This is a genomic window from Shewanella sp. A22, from assembly GCF_053850585.1.
Genome location: NZ_JBSQBN010000008.1, coordinates 38,313 through 56,871 on the forward strand (window position 1 = coordinate 38,313; position 18,559 = coordinate 56,871).

16 protein-coding genes and 1 tRNA gene are annotated in these 18,559 nt (G+C 39.7%); 11 read left to right on the forward strand and 6 right to left on the reverse strand.

Going from position 1 to position 18,559, the window contains the following annotated elements; all coding sequences use genetic code 11:
- Positions 1-147: 147 nt before the first annotated feature.
- From ACWXWT_RS02955 to ACWXWT_RS02985, 7 genes are all read left to right on the forward strand, one after another.
- Positions 148-237 (forward strand) — tRNA-Ser (locus tag ACWXWT_RS02955).
- Positions 238-433: 196 nt separating this feature from the next.
- Positions 434-1,750 carry a DEAD/DEAH box helicase gene (locus ACWXWT_RS02960; RefSeq protein ID WP_456040130.1) on the forward strand — a complete coding sequence of 439 codons (1,317 nt, stop codon included), beginning with the start codon at positions 434-436 and terminating at the stop codon, positions 1,748-1,750.
- Between the two features lie 609 nt (positions 1,751-2,359).
- On the forward strand, positions 2,360-4,159 hold the full coding sequence (locus ACWXWT_RS02965) for a DUF885 domain-containing protein (RefSeq protein ID WP_456040131.1): 1,800 nt from the start codon (positions 2,360-2,362) through the stop codon (positions 4,157-4,159).
- A gap of 158 nt (positions 4,160-4,317) precedes the next feature.
- The gene (locus ACWXWT_RS02970) at positions 4,318-4,980 is read left to right on the forward strand and encodes a response regulator transcription factor (protein WP_456040132.1); all 663 of its coding nucleotides are present in this window, start codon (positions 4,318-4,320) and stop codon (positions 4,978-4,980) included.
- 101 nt (positions 4,981-5,081) lie between these two features.
- A complete protein-coding gene (locus tag ACWXWT_RS02975; RefSeq protein WP_456040133.1) occupies positions 5,082-6,206 on the forward strand; it encodes a M14 family metallopeptidase in 1,125 nt (374 codons plus the stop codon).
- 56 nt (positions 6,207-6,262) lie between these two features.
- A complete protein-coding gene (locus ACWXWT_RS02980) occupies positions 6,263-6,580 on the forward strand; it encodes a zinc ribbon domain-containing protein (protein ID WP_456040134.1) in 318 nt (105 codons plus the stop codon).
- Positions 6,577-6,858, forward strand: coding sequence for a YeaC family protein (locus tag ACWXWT_RS02985; RefSeq protein WP_456040135.1), 282 nt, complete (start codon positions 6,577-6,579; stop codon positions 6,856-6,858). Before ACWXWT_RS02980 ends, ACWXWT_RS02985 begins: the two co-directional genes overlap by 4 nt.
- 129 nt (positions 6,859-6,987) lie before the next feature.
- Here the strand turns inward: ACWXWT_RS02985 and ansA are convergent, their stop codons facing one another.
- Both ansA and sppA read right to left on the reverse strand, forming a co-directional pair.
- A complete protein-coding gene (gene ansA / locus ACWXWT_RS02990) occupies positions 6,988-8,001 on the reverse strand; it encodes an asparaginase (RefSeq protein ID WP_456040136.1) in 1,014 nt (337 codons plus the stop codon).
- A 132-nt stretch (positions 8,002-8,133) separates the two neighbouring features.
- Positions 8,134-9,978: a signal peptide peptidase SppA gene (gene sppA, locus ACWXWT_RS02995; RefSeq protein WP_456040137.1), complete on the reverse strand. Its 1,845-nt coding sequence runs from the start codon at positions 9,976-9,978 to the stop codon at positions 8,134-8,136.
- Positions 9,979-10,141: 163 nt separating this feature from the next.
- Between sppA and ACWXWT_RS03000 the strand changes: the two genes are divergently transcribed.
- Complete coding sequence (locus tag ACWXWT_RS03000; protein ID WP_456040138.1) at positions 10,142-12,157, forward strand: oxidoreductase; 2,016 nt, start codon at positions 10,142-10,144, stop codon at positions 12,155-12,157.
- Between the two features lie 115 nt (positions 12,158-12,272).
- On the opposite strand, the gene yghU is transcribed toward ACWXWT_RS03000, so the two are convergent.
- Positions 12,273-13,130, reverse strand: coding sequence for a glutathione-dependent disulfide-bond oxidoreductase (gene yghU, locus ACWXWT_RS03005; protein ID WP_456040139.1), 858 nt, complete (start codon positions 13,128-13,130; stop codon positions 12,273-12,275).
- Between the two features lie 144 nt (positions 13,131-13,274).
- Entirely contained in the window at positions 13,275-13,955 is a 681-nt protein-coding gene (locus ACWXWT_RS03010) for a haloacid dehalogenase type II (RefSeq protein ID WP_456040140.1), read from the reverse strand.
- A gap of 239 nt (positions 13,956-14,194) precedes the next feature.
- Here ACWXWT_RS03010 and ACWXWT_RS03015 point away from each other — a divergent pair, with 239 nt between their 5' ends.
- Positions 14,195-14,488 (forward strand): hypothetical protein, encoded by a 294-nt coding sequence (locus ACWXWT_RS03015; protein WP_456040141.1) that lies wholly within the window; start codon positions 14,195-14,197, stop codon positions 14,486-14,488.
- Positions 14,489-14,550: 62 nt separating this feature from the next.
- On the opposite strand, the gene ACWXWT_RS03020 is transcribed toward ACWXWT_RS03015, so the two are convergent.
- Both ACWXWT_RS03020 and ACWXWT_RS03025 read right to left on the reverse strand, forming a co-directional pair.
- The gene (locus ACWXWT_RS03020; RefSeq protein ID WP_456040142.1) at positions 14,551-14,922 is read right to left on the reverse strand and encodes an EF-hand domain-containing protein; all 372 of its coding nucleotides are present in this window, start codon (positions 14,920-14,922) and stop codon (positions 14,551-14,553) included.
- Positions 14,923-15,203: 281 nt separating this feature from the next.
- Entirely contained in the window at positions 15,204-16,067 is an 864-nt protein-coding gene (locus ACWXWT_RS03025) for a PA4780 family RIO1-like protein kinase (protein ID WP_456040143.1), read from the reverse strand.
- Positions 16,068-16,539: 472 nt separating this feature from the next.
- On the opposite strand from ACWXWT_RS03025, the gene ACWXWT_RS03030 reads away from it, so the two are divergent.
- Together ACWXWT_RS03030 and ACWXWT_RS03035 are read left to right on the forward strand one after the other, a co-directional pair.
- Positions 16,540-17,688, forward strand: a complete 1,149-nt coding sequence (locus tag ACWXWT_RS03030; RefSeq protein ID WP_456040144.1) for a BamA/TamA family outer membrane protein — start codon at positions 16,540-16,542, stop codon at positions 17,686-17,688.
- Between the two features lie 120 nt (positions 17,689-17,808).
- Positions 17,809-18,528, forward strand: coding sequence for a hypothetical protein (locus ACWXWT_RS03035; protein WP_456040145.1), 720 nt, complete (start codon positions 17,809-17,811; stop codon positions 18,526-18,528).
- Positions 18,529-18,559: the final 31 nt, after the last annotated feature.

Genomic DNA, 18,559 nt, shown 5'->3' on the forward strand with positions numbered 1-18,559 from the left:
TACGCCACGATTAGCAATATCGCTGTTAGTATTAAGTGGTTTTGTATTATTGAGAGGTAATTATTCCACTCAATAGAATCAAATATTAAGTACTGCCTTTTTATCTGATGTCTTTTAATAGTATGGATAAAAAGTAAGTCACAAATTGGTGAGCTGGCTGAGTGGCTGAAGGCGCACGCCTGGAAAGTGTGTTTAGGTTTATCCCTAACGAGAGTTCGAATCTCTCGCTCACCGCCATATTATGAAAAAAGACGTCTTCGGACGTCTTTTTTCATTTGTGCTATTAAACAATGACATTGTGAATGACGTCTATTGTTATGGTTGTCTACACATGGCGTTATCTAGCATATTTTTAAATTAAATAGGTGTTAGCGCTTGTTACGCGCAAGCTCTATAATGCTTTATTCTTGTTTTACTATTGAGACCCACTTTCATGCCTTTTTCGCCCCTTGGATTGCGCGACACGATTGTCAATGCCCTACATGAAGTGGGATACAGTCAACCAACACCTATTCAACAGCAAACTATTCCGGTTATTCTACAAGGGAAAAATTTACTTGCCGCTGCACAAACAGGTACCGGTAAGACGGCCAGTTTTGTGTTGCCGATATTAGAACGTTTAGCCGATAGTAAAACTGAACGCAAAAAACGTATTCGGGCACTTATTTTAACTCCAACACGCGAACTCGCTGTGCAAGTACAAAGTAATATTGTGTCTTATGCCAAACATGTGGGGGTCACTTCGTTTGTGATATATGGCGGTGTTGATGAAAAGCCGCAAAAACAGGCTATGCTTGATGGCGTAGATATATTGGTTGCTACCCCGGGTCGATTACTCGACTTATATACCCAGCGGGCAGTGCATTTTGATGAGTTAGAAGTACTTGTTTTAGATGAAGCTGATCGCATGTTAGACATGGGTTTTATCGAAGATATTAATAAAATCATTGATAAGCTCCCATCGGAACGACAAAGTTTGCTCTTTTCGGCTACCTTGTCTAATCAAGTACGTGCGTTAGCAAAAACGGCTATTCACCGTCCGGTTGAAATTTCAGTGATTGCCGACAAAAATTCTGCACCTAAGATTTCGCAGTGGTTAACAACCGTAGATAAAGACAAAAAATCGGCTTTATTGAGTCATTTGATTAAAGTGGAAGCTTGGGATCAAGCACTGATTTTTATTGAAACAAAGCAAGGTGCAGCGAAATTAGTCAGTCAATTAGAAAAGCGTGATATTGCCGCTGAATGTATTCACAGTGGTCGCAGTCAACCTGTTCGAGAACAGATTTTAGCGGACTTTAAGTCAGGTAAGATAAAATATCTTGTTGCTACGGGGATTGCTTCTCGCGGTATTGATATTGACGATCTTTCCCGGGTGGTTAACTACGACTTACCTTATCCAGCAGATGATTATATTCATCGTATTGGTCGTACGGGACGTGCAGGCGCTGTAGGTGAAGCAATATCGTTTGTGTCTAAAGATGATTTTAAAAACTTGTGCATGATTGAAAGTCGTTTAGGCCACTTATTAACACGTAAAGTGATTGAAGGTTTTGAGCCAAACAAACCCGTACCAGAATCAATACTTAATCATGTTCCTAAAAGTCGCCAAAATAAGCCGAAAATCCAAGCAGAAAAGCCGACGCTCAGTTTAGGTAAATCTAAAAACGACAGTACTGATTTTAGAAAAACCAAAACTCAAAAAGTGTCAGTAACCAAAGGGCCAAAGCCTAATCCTTGGAACATATAATGTTATGGGTGTTGAACATAGACAAATAAGACCGCGTACCATTCGCTATGCGCATGGTACAGCGTCAAAATACTTGGCTAAAGTTTACCTCTAAGGGGTAAATTAGCGAGGTCGTAAGCTAATTTATACCAATCCTGCTTATAAATGCCTATTTGGAATGGCTGTTAATGACCTTAATGTTGATGATGCTTGTGCTGAAGACGGCATGAATAGCGTGCTATGCCCCCAGTCTTATTAGTAGAAATATATTTGTCACAACAGCGGTAATTGGCCGATTGGCGATCGGTTAACATTGCATTGATGACAAAATATCAACTATTTAATTTTACTGAACTATATTATCACTGACTCGCTTTACAGCCTTGTCATCACAGCGTCTTCAATAATGATTTTGTCTAAAGTAAATATTAATCACAAAGGCTAACTCGATGCTAGGTCATCATCGGGGGGATTTTGTGTCACAAAAGATATCTTGTTGCTGCAAACAGGCAGTGAACATGATTAACTATATGGCACTGTGATCAATCCATTTTTTTAGCTCTACCGTTAACGATTTTGTTAACGTCAAAAACACAATAAAATACAAAACGATAAATTTAGGGATAAAACATGAACAAAGCAATTTTGCCTTTGGCTGTCTCTTTCGCATTAGCAATATTAGCAGGATGTGGTGATAATCAGGCGACTACAGCGGTCGATAAAAGCGCACAATCAGAAAATAAAACAACTGTGGTTGTTCCAGTTAGGTTAAGTTTTAACGAATACTCTCAGCAATTTATTGATGAGTTATGGGTGTTATCACCTACATGGGCACTCTATAGTGGTAAGCATGTTAATGATGGTTATTTGGACATTCCAAACCAACAAAGTCGCAATAACACATTAGCTTTTGTTGAAAAACAACAAACCGCATTGGCGCAGTTTGATCCACAATCATTATCGGCTAATGAGTTAATTGATTATAAATTACTGACTAATCTTGTTGCGTCAATGCAATGGGAAGTGACTCGTTTTAAAGCGTGGCAGTGGGATCCATCTAACTACAACGTGGCAGGTGGTTTTGCACAAATTATTAATGAAGACTTTGCTCCGTTAGATGAGCGACTTTCATCAGTGATTGCACGTCTTGAAAACGTACCGGCATATTATGAGGCTGCACGTAATAACATCAGTGATCCGACCCTTGAACATACCCAATTAGCCATTATGCAAAATAAAGGGGCTTTTTCGGTATTATCAGAAGCGTTAGTTCAACAAGTCGCTGATTCGGGGTTAAACACTGAACAGAAAACATTATTTACCCAACGATTTGATGCAGCCATTTCTGCGATTAAGCAACATATTGAGTGGTTAACCGCGCTTGAACGTCAACTCACTGTAAAGGGAGCGCGTGATTTTCGTATAGGTGAAACCTTATACGAAGAAAAATTCGCCTTTGATATTCAATCTGGTATGACCGCAAAACAACTGTACAACAAAGCCGTGGCTGATAAAAATCATGTACAGCAAGAAATGGCTAAGATCACTGATTCCATTTGGTCAAAGTATATCGACACACCTAAACCAGCTGATGAGAGACAAGCCATCCGTCAATTGATTGATATTTTATCGACTAAACATGTAAAACGTGAAAACTTTGTTGCTGAAGTACGTAAGCAAATTCCGCAATTGATCAAATTTGTGAATGACAAGCAATTGGTCACACTTGATCCTAAAAAGCCATTAATAGTCCGCGAAACGCCGGAGTACATGCGTGGTTTTGCTGGCGCATCAATCAGCGCTCCCGGTCCATATGACAAAGGCGGTAATACCTATTACAACGTATCGCCATTAGATGATATGAGTGATGAGTCGGCAGAGAGTTATTTACGTGAATACAACCATTGGATTTTACAGGTTTTAAATATCCATGAGGCCATCCCAGGGCATTACACTCAATTAGTTTTCTCAAACCAATCTCCAAGTTTAGTGAAAAGTTTATTTGGTAATGGCGCCATGATTGAAGGTTGGGCAGTGTATACCGAACGCATGATGCTAGAAGAAGGGTACGGCGACTTTGAACCAGAAATGTGGTTGATGTATTACAAGTGGAATTTGCGGGTTATTTGTAACACCATTTTAGACTACAGTATTCAGGTTAACGGTATGGGCGAGCAAGAGGTGATTGACTTACTCGAGAATGAAGCGTTCCAACAACGGGCCGAAGCTGAAGGGAAATGGCGCCGTGCAACGTTAAGCCAAGTACAATTGACGAGTTATTATGCTGGGTATCGTGAGATTTACGATTTCCGCGAACAGCGTAAAGCCAAACAAGGTGAACACTTTGATTTAAAAGAGTTTCATGAGCAATTCTTAAGTTATGGTAGTGCACCTGTTAAATTTATTAAGCAGTTAATGACTGAAAAGTAACTCGACACTTTTTTGCATTATTGTGTGACGCATGTCACAAGGCCTGAAATTTCAGGCCTTTTTTTGTTAATAGAAAAGCTAAAAAGGGGATTAAATCTGGCTCAAAGTAAATCGCTATGATAATCTTAATGGTAATCGTTATCATTAAGTGGCTGCCCATGAACAATATCTTATTCATTGAACATATAAATTCTGATAAAACCAATGTAGAGCACCAATTGAAAGAACAAGGCTACTGTGTTCATAAGGTCAATAATGCCTTTGATGCACTAATCCATATGGAAACCCTTGAGCTGAATGCAATCCTATTGGATTTTTCGGTGCCTAAAATGGACTCATTTTGGTTATTAGTTGCCAGACAGACTCGCGTGCCTATTATTGTGCTCGCAGACACAAATAGTGAACTTGAGCGTATCAATGCGTTGGAGTTAGGTGCCGATGATTATCTTTCTAAACCCATTAATACTCGAGAATTACAGTTGCGTCTTAATGTGTTAAATCGGAGGACACAACCGCCTTTGAATGATAACGCACATGATTGTGTTAGCTTTGATGATGCCTGTTACACCATTAGTTTTGCCCAACAATCATTAGTTCTAACCCAGACTGAATACCGACTGTTTAAATATTTGTTTGAACGACAGGGTGAAGTTGTTACAAAAGCAGAATTACAACGACGCGTGTTGCATAAAGAATTGGGCCGTTTTGACCGTAACTTAGATATGCATATTAGCAATACGCGCCGTAAATTAGTTAAACGCAATTTACCACGCGAATTAATTAACACCGTTCGTGGTCAAGGATATAGCTTTAGCTTTTAATGGTTCACACTAATTGCCGCATTTGGTAAGCTATGGCGCATAAAATAAGGCTGATTTTTTTAGCCAATAAAATAAGCGCAAGCACATTAAAGGATAATCTAATGCGGATTACAGCAAACTTTGACGGCGGTAACATTGACGTCATTAATCTCGATAAGCATGACGACATACAACTCGCGATACGTCCAGACTTTGGCGGTGAGTTTTATCAATGGTTTAACTTTCGTCTAGAAGGTGAAGTAGGCCAAACTTATACCCTTAATATTCTTAATGCCGGTAGCGCATCTTACCCTAAAGGTTGGGAAGATTATCAAGCCGTTGCCAGCTATGATCGTCAAACTTGGTTTAGATTGCCTACGCAATATGTCGATGGCAAATTGACTATCCAAGCAGAGCTTGATTGTGACGCGATTCAGATTGCTTACTTTGCGCCTTACAGTTACGAACGTCATTTAGATTTAATCAGTGAAGTGCAATTACATCCGGCCGTTAGTCTTGAGCACCTTGGTTTGACACTTGATGGCCGTGACATGACCTTGCTTAAAATTGGTGATGCAAATCCAGATAAAAAGAATATTTGGATAACTGCGCGTCAACACCCAGGTGAAACCATGGCAGAATGGCTTGTTGAAGGGTTATTAAATCAACTACTCGACAGTGACTGTCCTACTTCGAAAGCCTTATTAGACAAAGCCAACTTCTATATTGTGCCAAACATGAATCCCGATGGTAGTGCACGGGGACATTTACGCACTAATGCGGTAGGGACCAACCTTAATCGTGAATGGCAAACACCTAGTTTAGAAAAAAGCCCTGAAGTGTTTTATGTTGTTAATAAAATGCACCAAACCGGTGTCGATTTATTTTACGATGTTCACGGCGATGAAGGTCTACCTTATGTGTTCCTTGCGGGGTGTGAGGGCGTACCAAATTACAACGATAAGCTGGCGCAATTACAACAGCAATTTCTGAATGCATTGACCATTGCCAGTGCAGATTTCCAAACCGAGTTTGGTTACGATAAAGATGCTCCTGGTAAAGCGAATTTAACCGTTGGTTCAAATTGGGTTGCCAATACGTTTAGTTGTTTATCAAACACGTTAGAAATGCCATTCAAAGACAATGCTAATTTAGCTGACCCATTTGTGGGCTGGTCTCCTGAGCGGTGCGTATATTTAGGTGAAGCATCATTAGTTGCCATGTTAGCTGTGGTTGATAGTTTATAAACGCGGCAATATCCGGCAGTTATTATCTTGAGCTAATCAAGCAGGTAGAGTGAGTTATGGCCTTAGTTGCATGTCCTAAATGTCAGAAGAGAATTTCTAGTCTGGCTAAACAATGTGAGCATTGTAAAACCGACTTAAGTGGTAATACCGAATCGTTGACGATTATCAGTCACATTGAGCGTTCCAATAGCTTGATGAACCAAAGTTTTATTTTTTTGACATTATTTATCGCCGGAGTCGTGGTGTGGTTTTGGGGCGGAGAGCCTGCGCAAGGGGTGACTTTCTATCTAGCGATGACCAGTTTTGTTATTGGCTTTGCGGGCTACCTTGTTACGCGGATAAGAATAGTGTTACATAAACGGAAATCAGTATGAACGATATTAATAAAGTCATTGATGAAATGCCTGAAGCAGTATACCAACGCTTATTGTCTGCAACTGAGCTAGGTAAGTGGGATGATGGTACGGTTTTAACAGAGCAACAGCGTGAGTCAACATTACAAGTGGTAATGTTGTATCAAGCACGTAAACTGCATCAAACTGAACATTTTACTATCGCAGCGGGTGGTAATATTAATGAGTTGTCTAAATCTGAGCTGAAAAAACAATTTAAAGGCGATCCTATTGCTGAGTTTAAAGAAGCTGATTTGTAATCATCTGATATTAAGTAATATTTGTTATCAGTAATGGATATTATAAGACAAAAAATGCGAGCCAAATGAGCTCGCATTTTTTAGCTGTTATCTGGTTGAGATAATAAATAAAAATATGAATAACGTTATTTAGTCCGTCGTTAGTTCACCAATGAGATTTTCCTGCATACGTTGCTTAATTTGCGCAGGGGTTAATCCAATAGACAACAAATAATGTAGTTTAGCTAATGCCGCTTCAATGGTCATATCTGCACCACTAATGACCCCTGCTTGTGCCAAGGCATTGCCAGTTGCATACCCGCCCATGTTGACTTTACCTTGGAAACACTGGGTTAAATTAACCAATATAATGCCGCGTTCATCAGCTTGTTTAAGTGTATCCAGTAGTTGCTTATCTTGTGGTGCATTACCTACACCAAACGTTAATAAAATCAGTGCTTTTACTGGTTGCTGTAAAATATTGTTAAAAATATCAGTGGAAATCCCAGGGTAAAGCGTCACCACACCTACAGGTTGCGGGCTAATGGTCACAACCTCTAAAGGAGCCCCTGTTGGTTGGCTAATTTTACCCGCTTTCAGGTTAATTTTTATGCCAGCTTCGAGCAACATGGGAAAGTTAGGCGAAGCAAATGCATCAAACCCATCGGCATGGGCTTTGGTGGATCGATTACCACGAAATAGTTTGTTATTAAAAAATAAGCAAACTTCGGCTACAGGGTAGTTAGCAGCAATATAAAGTGAATTGAGCAAATTTGTTTGACCGTCTGAACGTAATTGAGCCAGCGGAATTTGAGAGCCTGTGACAATGACGGGTTTAGATAGGCCTTGCAACATAAATGATAGTGCAGATGCGGTATAAGCCATGGTGTCAGTGCCATGCAAAATCACAAAGCCGTCGTATTTTTCATAGTTTGCTTGAATATCGTTAGCAATCATTTGCCAATCTGTTGGTGCCATATTAGAGGAGTCAATTAGCGGGCTGTATTCCTGTATCACGAACTGAGGCATTTCGGTATGGTAAAACTCGGGCATAGACTGAACACAATCGGTTAAAAACCCCGCTACTGGTGCAAAGCCATTCTCTGTTTTTTGCATTCCGATGGTACCGCCTGTATAGGCTACGTAAATTGAACGTTTAGGCATTGATGTAGGGCTCTTATGTGGCGATAAATACAGATTGTGCGAATTATACGAGTTTATTTATCGATCCCCAATAAAAAAGCCTGCTGAGCAGGCTTTTTTTGAATAATCTTTATATTACGATGATATCAGTGACTAATAATTACAGTTCTCACAATACAGATAAGTATTATTGGGATCATCAAACATTGATAATGCTTCAAATGCACTAGCCCATTGTTTGATAAACTGTTCGAAAACACTGGTTTGACGAACACTATCGGGCAAATATGCCGCCGAAGCGCCCATAATTTGCTGTATAAATTGTTGCTCAGCACTCAGCTCTTGCTCGATAAGTTTAACATCAAACTTATCCATTTTAGCCAAATCAGCTGCTTTGGCTAATGCAACATCTATATCGCCTAATTCATCCACTAGGCCTAGTGCTAATGCACGTTTGCCAGTCCATACACGACCTTGAGCAATATTATCAACTTGCTCTAGTGTCATATGTCGTTCTTTAGCAACTAGCGAAATAAATTCATGGTAACCTCGTTCAACATGACGTTGTATTACCGCTGCAACTTGTGGACTTAATTCCCGCGCAGGAGATAATCCCGCCCAATCGGATGTAGCCACACCATCAGAGTTCACGCCTATATGATTAAGTGCTTGCTCAAATGTAGCAAACATACCAAAAATACCAATTGAGCCTGTGAGGGTGGTTGGTGTTGCCACAATATAGTCGGCACTTGCAGATATCCAATAGCCACCCGATGCAGCAAGGCTACCCATGCTCACGACTACTGGCTTTCCAGCCTTTTTAAGTGCTAAAAGTTCTTGACGAATTTGCTCGGAAGCAAATGCACTACCACCAGGACTGTCAACACGCAGTACGACGGCTTTCACTTTATCGTCAAAGCGTGCCTTCATGAGTAATGCAGAAGTGCTTTCACCACCAATTTGTCCTGCCGGTTGCTTACCATTAAGAATGTTACCCTTTGCAACAATGATCGCTACAGAGTCTTTCTCAACAAATTTAGGTATTGGTGCTGTTAATGTTCGGTAATCATTAAAACTAATTTGTTTAAAGCTTTTACCTTCTTTATCGCTACCAATTCGTTCTATCATTGCAACACGAAATGCATCAGCAGATACTAATTCATCGACCCATTTCATGTTTATAGCCACTTGAGCACTATCACCTTCCGCTTTGTCTAGCTGAGCCAAATACTCATCTGTGCTTAATACAAGTTGGTCTGGGCCTATTTGACGGTTACTTGCAACAATGCTTGAGTAGTTTTGCCAGATGTCATTTAACAATACTTTACTGGCTTCTTTATCTGCTTCAGACATATCATCGCGGATAAAAGGTTCTACAGCAGATTTAAATGTACCCACTCGAAAGACATGAGTGGTGATTTTTAACTTTTCGAGCGCAGCTTTGTAATATAAGCGGTAACGACTTAAGCCATCAAGCGCGACTCTACCTTGGGTGTTGAGATAAATTTTGTCAGCAAAACTGGCTAAGAAATATTGGTTTTGATCATAACCATTTGCCATAGCGATAACCGATTTATTCGCAGCTTTAAATTGCTGTAAAGCTTCACCAATAGAGGTCATTTTACTGATCCCAGCACTTTTTAAGTTAGCCAAATCTAAAATGATATGACTAATGCGGGCATCTTCAGTGGCATTATTGATGGTATAAAGCACATCAGATAAAAGTATTTCACCTTCAGGATCATTAGCTTGCCCTTGACTAAAGGCCATTTCTATTGGATCTACATAATGTTTTTGGTCCACTATGCTTCCAGACAAATTCAACACTAACGCTGATTGATCTTCTACAACAATTTCGTCTTCGCTGTTGAGCAACACCACAGCAATAACGGCCAATAAACCAAAAAATATAATATTGATGATGAATTTACGGATACCGTTTACTGTATTCCATAACAGTAAAAACATCCTTTTTAAAAACGAGGGTTTAGCGGACATTTGCCACTCCTTTATCTGTCTAATGTACACATCGTAACTGAAAATCAGTAAAAATGTGAAACTGAATTGTAAAGGTTTTTGACTAGCAATCGTTTAAATGATTGAGCAAAAATTATTGTCGATGTATGCTGGATTAAATCACTTGTTTAAAAAGGATGTTTGAATGTCGTTTCCACACTTATTAGAACCTTTAGATCTAGGCTTTACACAGCTGAAAAATCGCGTGTTAATGGGCTCAATGCACACAGGCTTAGAAGAAGAAAAAGGCGGATTTGAGAAACTGGCAGCGTTTTATAAAGAACGTGCTCAAGGTGGTGTAGGCTTAATAGTAACTGGAGGTATTGCCCCCAATTTACGTGGACGCTTAGCACCACATGCTTGTCAGTTAAGTTTTTCATGGCAAGTCGGTAAGCATAAAATTGTGACTGATGCTGTACATGACGCAGGCGGGAAAATTTGCATGCAAATTTTGCATGCGGGTCGATATAGCTATCATCCATTTAGCTTAGCTCCCAGTAAAATAAAATCACCTATCACTCCATTTACGCCTTCTGCAATGTCTGCACGACAAGTACGCTCTACTGTTAAAGATTATGCCACCAGTGCCGCACTTGCTAAAAAAGCGGGTTATGACGGTGTTGAAGTCATGGGTTCAGAAGGTTATTTAATCAATCAATTTATCAGTTCTCGGACCAATAAACGCACCGATGAGTGGGGAGGAAGCTATGAGAAACGCGTAAAATTCCCCATTGATATTGTTAATGCTATCCGTGCCAAAGTAGGTAAAGATTTCATCATCGTATTTCGTTTATCAATGCTCGACTTAGTCGATAACGGTTCGACTTGGGACGAAGTCGTTCAACTGGCAAAATCCCTTGAACAAGCCGGTGTAAGTATTATTAATACTGGTATTGGTTGGCATGAAGCACGAGTTCCGACAATTTCTACTAGTGTGCCTCGTGGTGCGTTTGCTTGGGTGACAGAAAAACTCAAAGCTGAAGTTAAGGTGCCGTTAATTGCAACCAATCGTATTAATACTCCAGAAATTGGTGAGAAAATCATAGCATCGGGCCAGGCCGATATGGTGTCTATGGCTCGCCCATTTTTAGCCGATGCAGAATTTGTGAATAAAGCGGCTGCCAATACTCCTGAATTGATAAATACTTGCATTGGCTGTAACCAAGCCTGTTTAGATCATACCTTTTCAATGAAGCGAGCAACATGTTTAGTTAACCCTCGTGCGTGTTATGAAACTGAAATTAACTTTACGCCAACAACGGATAAAAAGCGGATTGCGGTCATGGGGGCTGGTCCTGCTGGGATGGCATTTTCAGTTTATGCAGCGACCCGTGGTCATGAGGTTGTATTATTTGAAGCTAAATCCGAAGTGGGTGGTCAATTTAATTTAGCGCGCAAAATTCCGGGTAAAGAAGAGTTTAATGAAACGATTCGATATTTCATAAATCAACTTAAACTACATAACGTAGAGTTGCGTTTAAATACCAAATTAGATGCGGCGGTGTTAGCCAATGAGAAATTTGATGAAGTGGTTATTTCATCTGGGGTTGTACCTCGAGCATTAGATTTACCCGGTTTTGATAACCCTAAAGTGGTTGATTACCAACAAGTGTTAACGGGTCAGGTTGAAATAGGCCAACATGTCGCGTTAATTGGTGCCGGTGGCATTGGTTTCGATATTGCTCATTTCTTATGTGAGCGTGAATCCAGTACATTGCAACCCGACAAGTGGTTAGAGCAATGGGGTATTGATAAAAGCTATCAACATGCAGGCGGTTTAACTGACGAAGCTGAACATAATCCTGGCCGTGATGTGTATTTACTGCAACGTAAAACCAGTAAAATGGGTAAAGGTTTAGGTAAAACGACTGGTTGGATCCATCGAAGTGTGCTGAAGCAACATGATGTGCATATGAAAACAGGCGTAAACTACGAAAAATTTGACGAAAAAGGACTACATATTACCGTCGGTGAGCAAACTGAAATCCTTAATGTCGATAATGTGGTGCTATGTGCTGGACAAGTGTCTAACCGTACATTAGTTGATGAAATAAAAGCCACTGGCTTACCTGTTCATTTAATTGGTGGGGTAGATGTGGCTGCTGAATTAGATGCTAAACGTGCTATACGTCAAGGTGCTGAATTGGCGATGAGCATCTAAACATCATAAGATGTTTGGTGTGTAATGATGATATAAAAAAGAAAAAGCCTTCTGTAACACAGAAGGCTTTTTCAGTAATAAAATTATCATAATAGAGTCAAATTAAGGGCTGACTCTAACTGCGTAGTTTAAGCACTTTATCAATATCTTCAGCTGAATGACGTTCTGCAACTTGTTCCCATGCTTCACCCCATGAGCGATTGACGATACGACCTCGTTGTACCCCTTCACGACTTTGCAATAATTTAGCCCAACGAACGACATGAGTATAAGCTTCAACTTGAAGAAATTCGGCGGCATCATACAAATTACCAAGCACTAAATTGCCATACCACGGCCAAATTGCCATATCTGCGATAGTATATTGATCGCCTGTGATATACGTATTGTGAGCAAGTTGTTTATCTAGCACATCTAATTGGCGTTTTACTTCCATGGCAAAACGGTTAATAGGGTATTCCTGTTTTTCATCAGCGTAAGCGTAAAAATGACCAAATCCGCCGCCGAGGAAAGGTGCCGAGCCTTGAGCCCAGAATAACCAGTTAAAGGTTTGGGTTCTGGCATTTCCACCTTTAGGTAAGAACTGGTCGAATTTCTCTGCGAGATGCACCAAAATTGAAGCAGACTCAAACACGTTAACATTTTCATCAGAAGATCTATCGACTAAAGCAGGGATTTTGGAATTTGGATTCACTCCAACAAATCCAGATGAGAATTGTTCAGATTCACCAATGTTAATAAGATAAGCATCGTATTCAGCTTCTTTAATGCCTAAAGCAAGCAGTTCTTCTAAAAGAATCGTCACTTTTTGTCCGTTTGGTGTGCCAAGGGAATAGAGTTGTAAAGCATGCTCACCGACAGGCAGTGTTTTATCGAATCTGGCACCTGACTCTGGACTATTAATGTTTGCCCATTTATTAGCACCTTTGGCATCATTTACCCAAACTTTTGCAGGGGTGTATTTGTTACTCATAACATCTCCTCGTGATAACCCGTTACAGGTTATCCATACAAATTTAAAATACGCTTAGCACAATATGGCTAGTGTAACGTGTATTGATTAGTTTCATTAGTATCAACTCGCATGAGATATACTTTTATCATTTACAGGCCCTAGTTATTGATTACACGAACCAAGTTGTTCACTTAGTTCTATTAAATTGGTTACTGTTAAATCTGGCTCAAAACCCCAAGGGTCAAAAATTCTTTTACAGTCTCTCTGGACCCAAACCGTTTTTAGACCAGCAGCCTTGGCACCAATGACATCCCATGGATTACTCGACACCATCCAACAACGCTTGGGGCATGATTGAGTGCGAGACATTAAATAATGGTAAACGGCAGGGTTTGGTTTAAATGTTTTAAGATCGTCAACGCTAATAACATCATCTAGCTGGGGTAGCACACCAGCATTGTCCATTAATGTACGAACGGCCATTTCTGGTCCATTTGAAAATGCGGCGAGTGTATGACCTTGGCTACGTAATAGGGCTAGCCCAGGAATAACGTCTTCAAATGCGGTTAGTTGGCTAAACTTTGCCAATAACGCTTGTTTTACATCGTCTGATAGTGTCACATTGAATACTGTTAAGCAGTATTGCAGTGCTTGTTGAGTACAAATACCGAAATCTTCATATTGCTGCATTAAACCGCGACGAAAAGAATACTCCACTTTTTTATCATGCCACAGCTGAGCAAACTCTTGTGCTTTGTCTCCCATCAGTTGTTGCAGGTGTTGGCTTATATCGACGGGGTCCACTAATGTGCCGTAAACATCAAATCCAATCATTTTATCCATGTGCATTGTTCCATTTGGGTTTTTAGCCAAGAGCGTAAGCTCCGAGTCGTATCATGCGTTAGTGACTTACTATAAAGTAACTAGATCATGGGTTCAATCACTATTTGAACGAACGTTCTAAATGGTGGTTGAGGTGAGAAAAGTGAGCAAACATAAGCTTAGTGACGAAGTATGAAGGCTTTAATGAAACGTTAATCCATTGTATTATATTAATTAAAATAAATTGAAGGTGATGTTAGATGGAGTGTCCTCGTTGTCAAGGTGTACTGACCCGAAAAGCACTTAAACAAGTGCGCAAAGGTAAACATGGTGTTGAAACCCAATGCCCTAAATGTGAACAATGGCTGATGTTTGAACCTAAGATGATGATGACCAAAAATATTGGTTTGTTGATTTTGTTAGTGTTTAGTGTGGCTAACTTTTTTATCGACAACAATGACTATCGTTTAATATGTTCATTTTTAGGATTTGCGGGGGCTTGTATTGCTTTTTATGGGGTATTTAAAGGTAAGCTCATCGCAGCAGAATGTTGATTAAAAATGTAAACGGTTTATTAAGAGAGGCCATTAATTCGGACCTCTCTATGCGATATTGATTATTTAGAACTTCTCATCATATCGCGATGAGTTTGAAATTCTTTAGCATCAATAAACCCATCGTTGTTCAAATCGATACGTTCAAACATATCGTCACTACGAGATGAGTTTTTTAACAGACGCCCATCAGATTTACGCAACTCTTGCCTTGTATTTAGTAATTGTTCAAATTCTTCTTCAGATATTAATTCATCCTGATTGGTATCAAAATCAGAAAAAACAGGTCTTTGTGACATTCCCATTCCACCATTTCCCATTCCACCATTTCCCATTCCACCATTTCCCATACCTCCGTTTCCTATACCAATAGCATTAACCGACAGCAATATAGTCAGGCAGGCGAGTAATATCAGTAACAAATAGCGATTCATAGCTTTCTCCTTGTATGTTTTACAATCAAATTATACACCCAATTAACCTTGTAAAGTGTAAGGTTATGTAAAGTGTATGGGTTGAGAAATAGCTCGATGATGACCGCCAATCCTCATTCGAGACGATGTTAAGCAAGGAGAGGAGAGAGAAGCTGGGAATAGTAAAGAACGATAAAAATGGAATTAAGCCAGTAAACTAACAAAAAATAAGTAGACAAAATCGTTTGATAATTTGTCTACTGAATGATTTTAGAGCTTACAAGCGTGAATAAACAATAAGGTTAATATTCATCGCTGTTTGCTTCGTTTATGCGCTCGCGTCTTTCTTGCGCTTCTTCAAACGCGGCGTTAATTTCTTCCAGTACAGAATCGACATCTGCAGCTGTGGTGTCTTCTACAAATAAGCCTGTTAATTCTGTTTCTGGAGTTAACTCACCTTGTTCATACAAGGCCCACATCTCTTTTGCATATTTTGTTGCTGTTAATTCTGGTGCAAATTGCGAATAATAGTCGGTCATATTATTCACATCGCGAAATAGCATTGCTTTGGCATTATTATTCGCCGAAGCGTCAATAGCTTGGGGGAGATCGATGATTACGGGTCCATTGTGATCAACCAGTACATTAAATTCTGATAAATCCCCATGGACAATGCCTGCGCATAGCATTTTAACAACATAGCTCATCATAACGTAATGCTGTGTTTGTGCTTGTTCTGCACTCATTGTTGTTACGTCATTCAATCGAGGTGCAACATCACCATGAATATCAGTGATTAATTCCATCAACAATACCCCGTCAAAGCAACCATAGGGCACTGGTACTCTAATGTTAGCCGCTGCGCATTTATATAGCGCATCAACCTCGGCATGTTGCCAAGCTTTTTCTTGTTCTTCTCGGCCATATTTAGAGCCTTTTTCCATGGCTCGTCCACGGCGAGTGTTTTTCGTTTTTCGACCTTCTTGATATTGTGCTGCTTTTTTAAAACTGCGTTTAGTGGCTTCCTTGTACACTTTGGCGCAGCGGATCGCATCGCCACATCGGATCATGTAGACGGTTGCTTCTTTGCCACTCATGAGTTGGCTTATCACTTCATCGACGAGACCATCGTCAACCAGTGGTTGTAATCGTATAGGCGTTTTCATTGCGTCGTTATACCTTACTTGCGCGCTGGATGATATATCTAAGGAAATAATTTTCATTTGGCAAAGTTACCAATATGAATTGAGTTTGATGTGTCATGAATTATTGGTCGCTACACTCTTGTTTAATGATGTTTAATGATGTATTGATTCACCTAAACATAGTCTAAATTGAACATTGTATAGTACAAAAACAGACTGTTTTAGCTTGGGTTAATAACCATAAACATTGCCAAATATGGTATATTACCTAACATTCGTAACCCGTTAATATCAATATTATCTTATATATAACGTATAATGGTCGGTTTACGGTGAGATGGCACTTCAGCAAGCGTTAAGTTGTTATTCAGTCTATATTGACCGATGGCTGGAATAATCATTGACGATTTAATTACAATTTACCCCTTGTTATCACCGATTTTTTGCATGACTTCATCATGCAAATTTATTTTAATATGTTGATAGAGTTTTTATGAAACGGACCTTACTTGTAGCACTATTTGTTTTTTCTAACACCGCCACCGCAGTAGAACCTTTATTTGAAACACCCAAAGATATGGAACCAACCTGGGTTGATGAATTACTGACTGTTTTCGGTGCCGACGGTAAGTTTGATGACTCTAAAACCATTGATATGAGTTATTTACCGACAGCTTATTACACACCAGAAAAGAAATTTGGTGTTGGGTTATTAATGGTTGGATTGTACAAAACTGACAATGCTTTAAGTGAAGAGCAACCTTCATCTCTGGTATTGAATTCATTTGTTTCGATGAATCAATCCTATGGTGTAAATGTTGAAAATATGACATTTTTCAACCAAGGGAAACAACGGTTGTTGCTTGATCTCGAGTTACATAATGAGGCTGCCGTTTATTATGGTGTGGGGATCGAACAAGGAGATCAAGACCTTAATAATCATGAGTTTGACGAACAACTTTATAGTTTTAAGCCTCGTTGGATGAGTGAATTTGCGGACCATTATTTTGTTGGTGTAGGGGCTGACCTTATTTATGCCAGTTCAGACAATTTAGCGCTGGTTTCCACTGGAGCAACCGTTAATTCGAGTAATATTTTACCAAATAATTTTAGTTCAGGTGTTGTTATCACCAGTATTTATGACTCAAGAGATTACCGTTTAAACGCGACAAAAGGGTGGCTTTTTCAGATTGATGCAGGCTTATATAAAAATGATAAGTTTGATTCATTTTCGACCTATAATATTGAATTAGCAAACTATATCGATTTAGGGCCAACACCGGGATTGATAGCTTGGCAAGTTCAAGGCCATTTAACCAGTGGCGACGTACCATGGAATTTATTGCCTGATCTTGGTGGTTCTGACGCGATGCGCGGTTACATTAGAGGTCGATATCGTGATGAACAAATGATGATGGGGCAAATTGAATATCGCTTACCAGTATTCCAGCGCTATGGCATGGTATTTTGGGGAGCGGTAGGAAGTGTTGCGCCTAAAGTGAGTGAGTTAACCGATACGTTATTAACCGCCTATGGCACAGGATTTCGATTCAAAATTAAAGATAATATCAATTTACGTTTAGATGTGGGGGTTGGTGAAAATGAAACTAACTTTTACTTAAATGTGAATGAAGTATTTTAAACCATGAGAAAACCGCGTATACCTGCAAGTTTGACGACATTAATAGTGCCTTTAAAACGAATGATGACAATCTTATTGAATGTTTCTTTATCCAAGGGCAAGTGTGTGTTGCCGAAGAGAATGCTGAAGCTACTCTGCTTATCGACGGTTTTACTGCAAAGCAAGAGTGGGTGGGCCGATGACTTTCAACCTGAATGTTTTCGACATTTCGATTATTCAATTTATCTGAGTGGATTACATACAGGGAAAATGACTCGCATTGAAAACTGGGTGGGTAAATCAGCCGTTATCACGTCAAATAGTGAAGCCAGTATTTTAGGTATTGGTACGCAATATCAACAACGTAGTGAAATATTTTGGTCAAATGTCAAAAATGAATGGTTTACCAATAACTTTCATCAACAGGTTAGCGGTTTTCGTTCCAGAGACTTGAAAGTGACCGTTGCTAAAAGTGGGCTTGAATCTCGTGTTGAGCTTGATGGTGATATTACTGCTTATCAATCAAAAAGCATTCCTTTACGAGATGTTGATACTTTAGCGATACAAATACGTGAATACCTACTTCATGGCAGACAACAATTTGCGCTTATCAGACAAGCTTCTGATGCAGTTGAGTTTTATCAATATTATGTTAAAGATGCACTCACGGCCAATATCGCTCAGTGGGGAGAATTGCAACTGATACCCGTTGAACAAACAGGGGCTGAAGAGGTCACTTATTATTTTGCACCAAGTATGAATTTTCAATTGGTAAAAGCCCATTATCATGGCCTTATTTTGCAAGGTGTTATCGAGCTTGATAGCTATGCTTCATCCTGCGATGCCGCAACAAAAAGTTAAGTTATATCAGTCATACCAGAAAGGCAGTTCG

Coding starts and splice junctions, on each gene's coding strand:
- ACWXWT_RS02960 (WP_456040130.1), top strand. CDS start 434: ATGCCTTTTTCGCCCCTTGGATTGCGCGACACGATTGTCAATGCCCTA.
- ACWXWT_RS02965 (WP_456040131.1), top strand. CDS start 2,360: ATGAACAAAGCAATTTTGCCTTTGGCTGTCTCTTTCGCATTAGCAATA.
- ACWXWT_RS02970 (WP_456040132.1), top strand. CDS start 4,318: ATGAACAATATCTTATTCATTGAACATATAAATTCTGATAAAACCAAT.
- ACWXWT_RS02975 (WP_456040133.1), top strand. CDS start 5,082: ATGCGGATTACAGCAAACTTTGACGGCGGTAACATTGACGTCATTAAT.
- ACWXWT_RS02980 (WP_456040134.1), top strand. CDS start 6,263: ATGGCCTTAGTTGCATGTCCTAAATGTCAGAAGAGAATTTCTAGTCTG.
- ACWXWT_RS02985 (WP_456040135.1), top strand. CDS start 6,577: ATGAACGATATTAATAAAGTCATTGATGAAATGCCTGAAGCAGTATAC.
- ansA (WP_456040136.1), bottom strand. CDS start 8,001: ATGCCTAAACGTTCAATTTACGTAGCCTATACAGGCGGTACCATCGGA.
- sppA (WP_456040137.1), bottom strand. CDS start 9,978: ATGTCCGCTAAACCCTCGTTTTTAAAAAGGATGTTTTTACTGTTATGG.
- ACWXWT_RS03000 (WP_456040138.1), top strand. CDS start 10,142: ATGTCGTTTCCACACTTATTAGAACCTTTAGATCTAGGCTTTACACAG.
- yghU (WP_456040139.1), bottom strand. CDS start 13,130: ATGAGTAACAAATACACCCCTGCAAAAGTTTGGGTAAATGATGCCAAA.
- ACWXWT_RS03010 (WP_456040140.1), bottom strand. CDS start 13,955: ATGGATAAAATGATTGGATTTGATGTTTACGGCACATTAGTGGACCCC.
- ACWXWT_RS03015 (WP_456040141.1), top strand. CDS start 14,195: ATGGAGTGTCCTCGTTGTCAAGGTGTACTGACCCGAAAAGCACTTAAA.
- ACWXWT_RS03020 (WP_456040142.1), bottom strand. CDS start 14,922: ATGAATCGCTATTTGTTACTGATATTACTCGCCTGCCTGACTATATTG.
- ACWXWT_RS03025 (WP_456040143.1), bottom strand. CDS start 16,067: ATGAAAACGCCTATACGATTACAACCACTGGTTGACGATGGTCTCGTC.
- ACWXWT_RS03030 (WP_456040144.1), top strand. CDS start 16,540: ATGAAACGGACCTTACTTGTAGCACTATTTGTTTTTTCTAACACCGCC.
- ACWXWT_RS03035 (WP_456040145.1), top strand. CDS start 17,809: ATGCTGAAGCTACTCTGCTTATCGACGGTTTTACTGCAAAGCAAGAGT.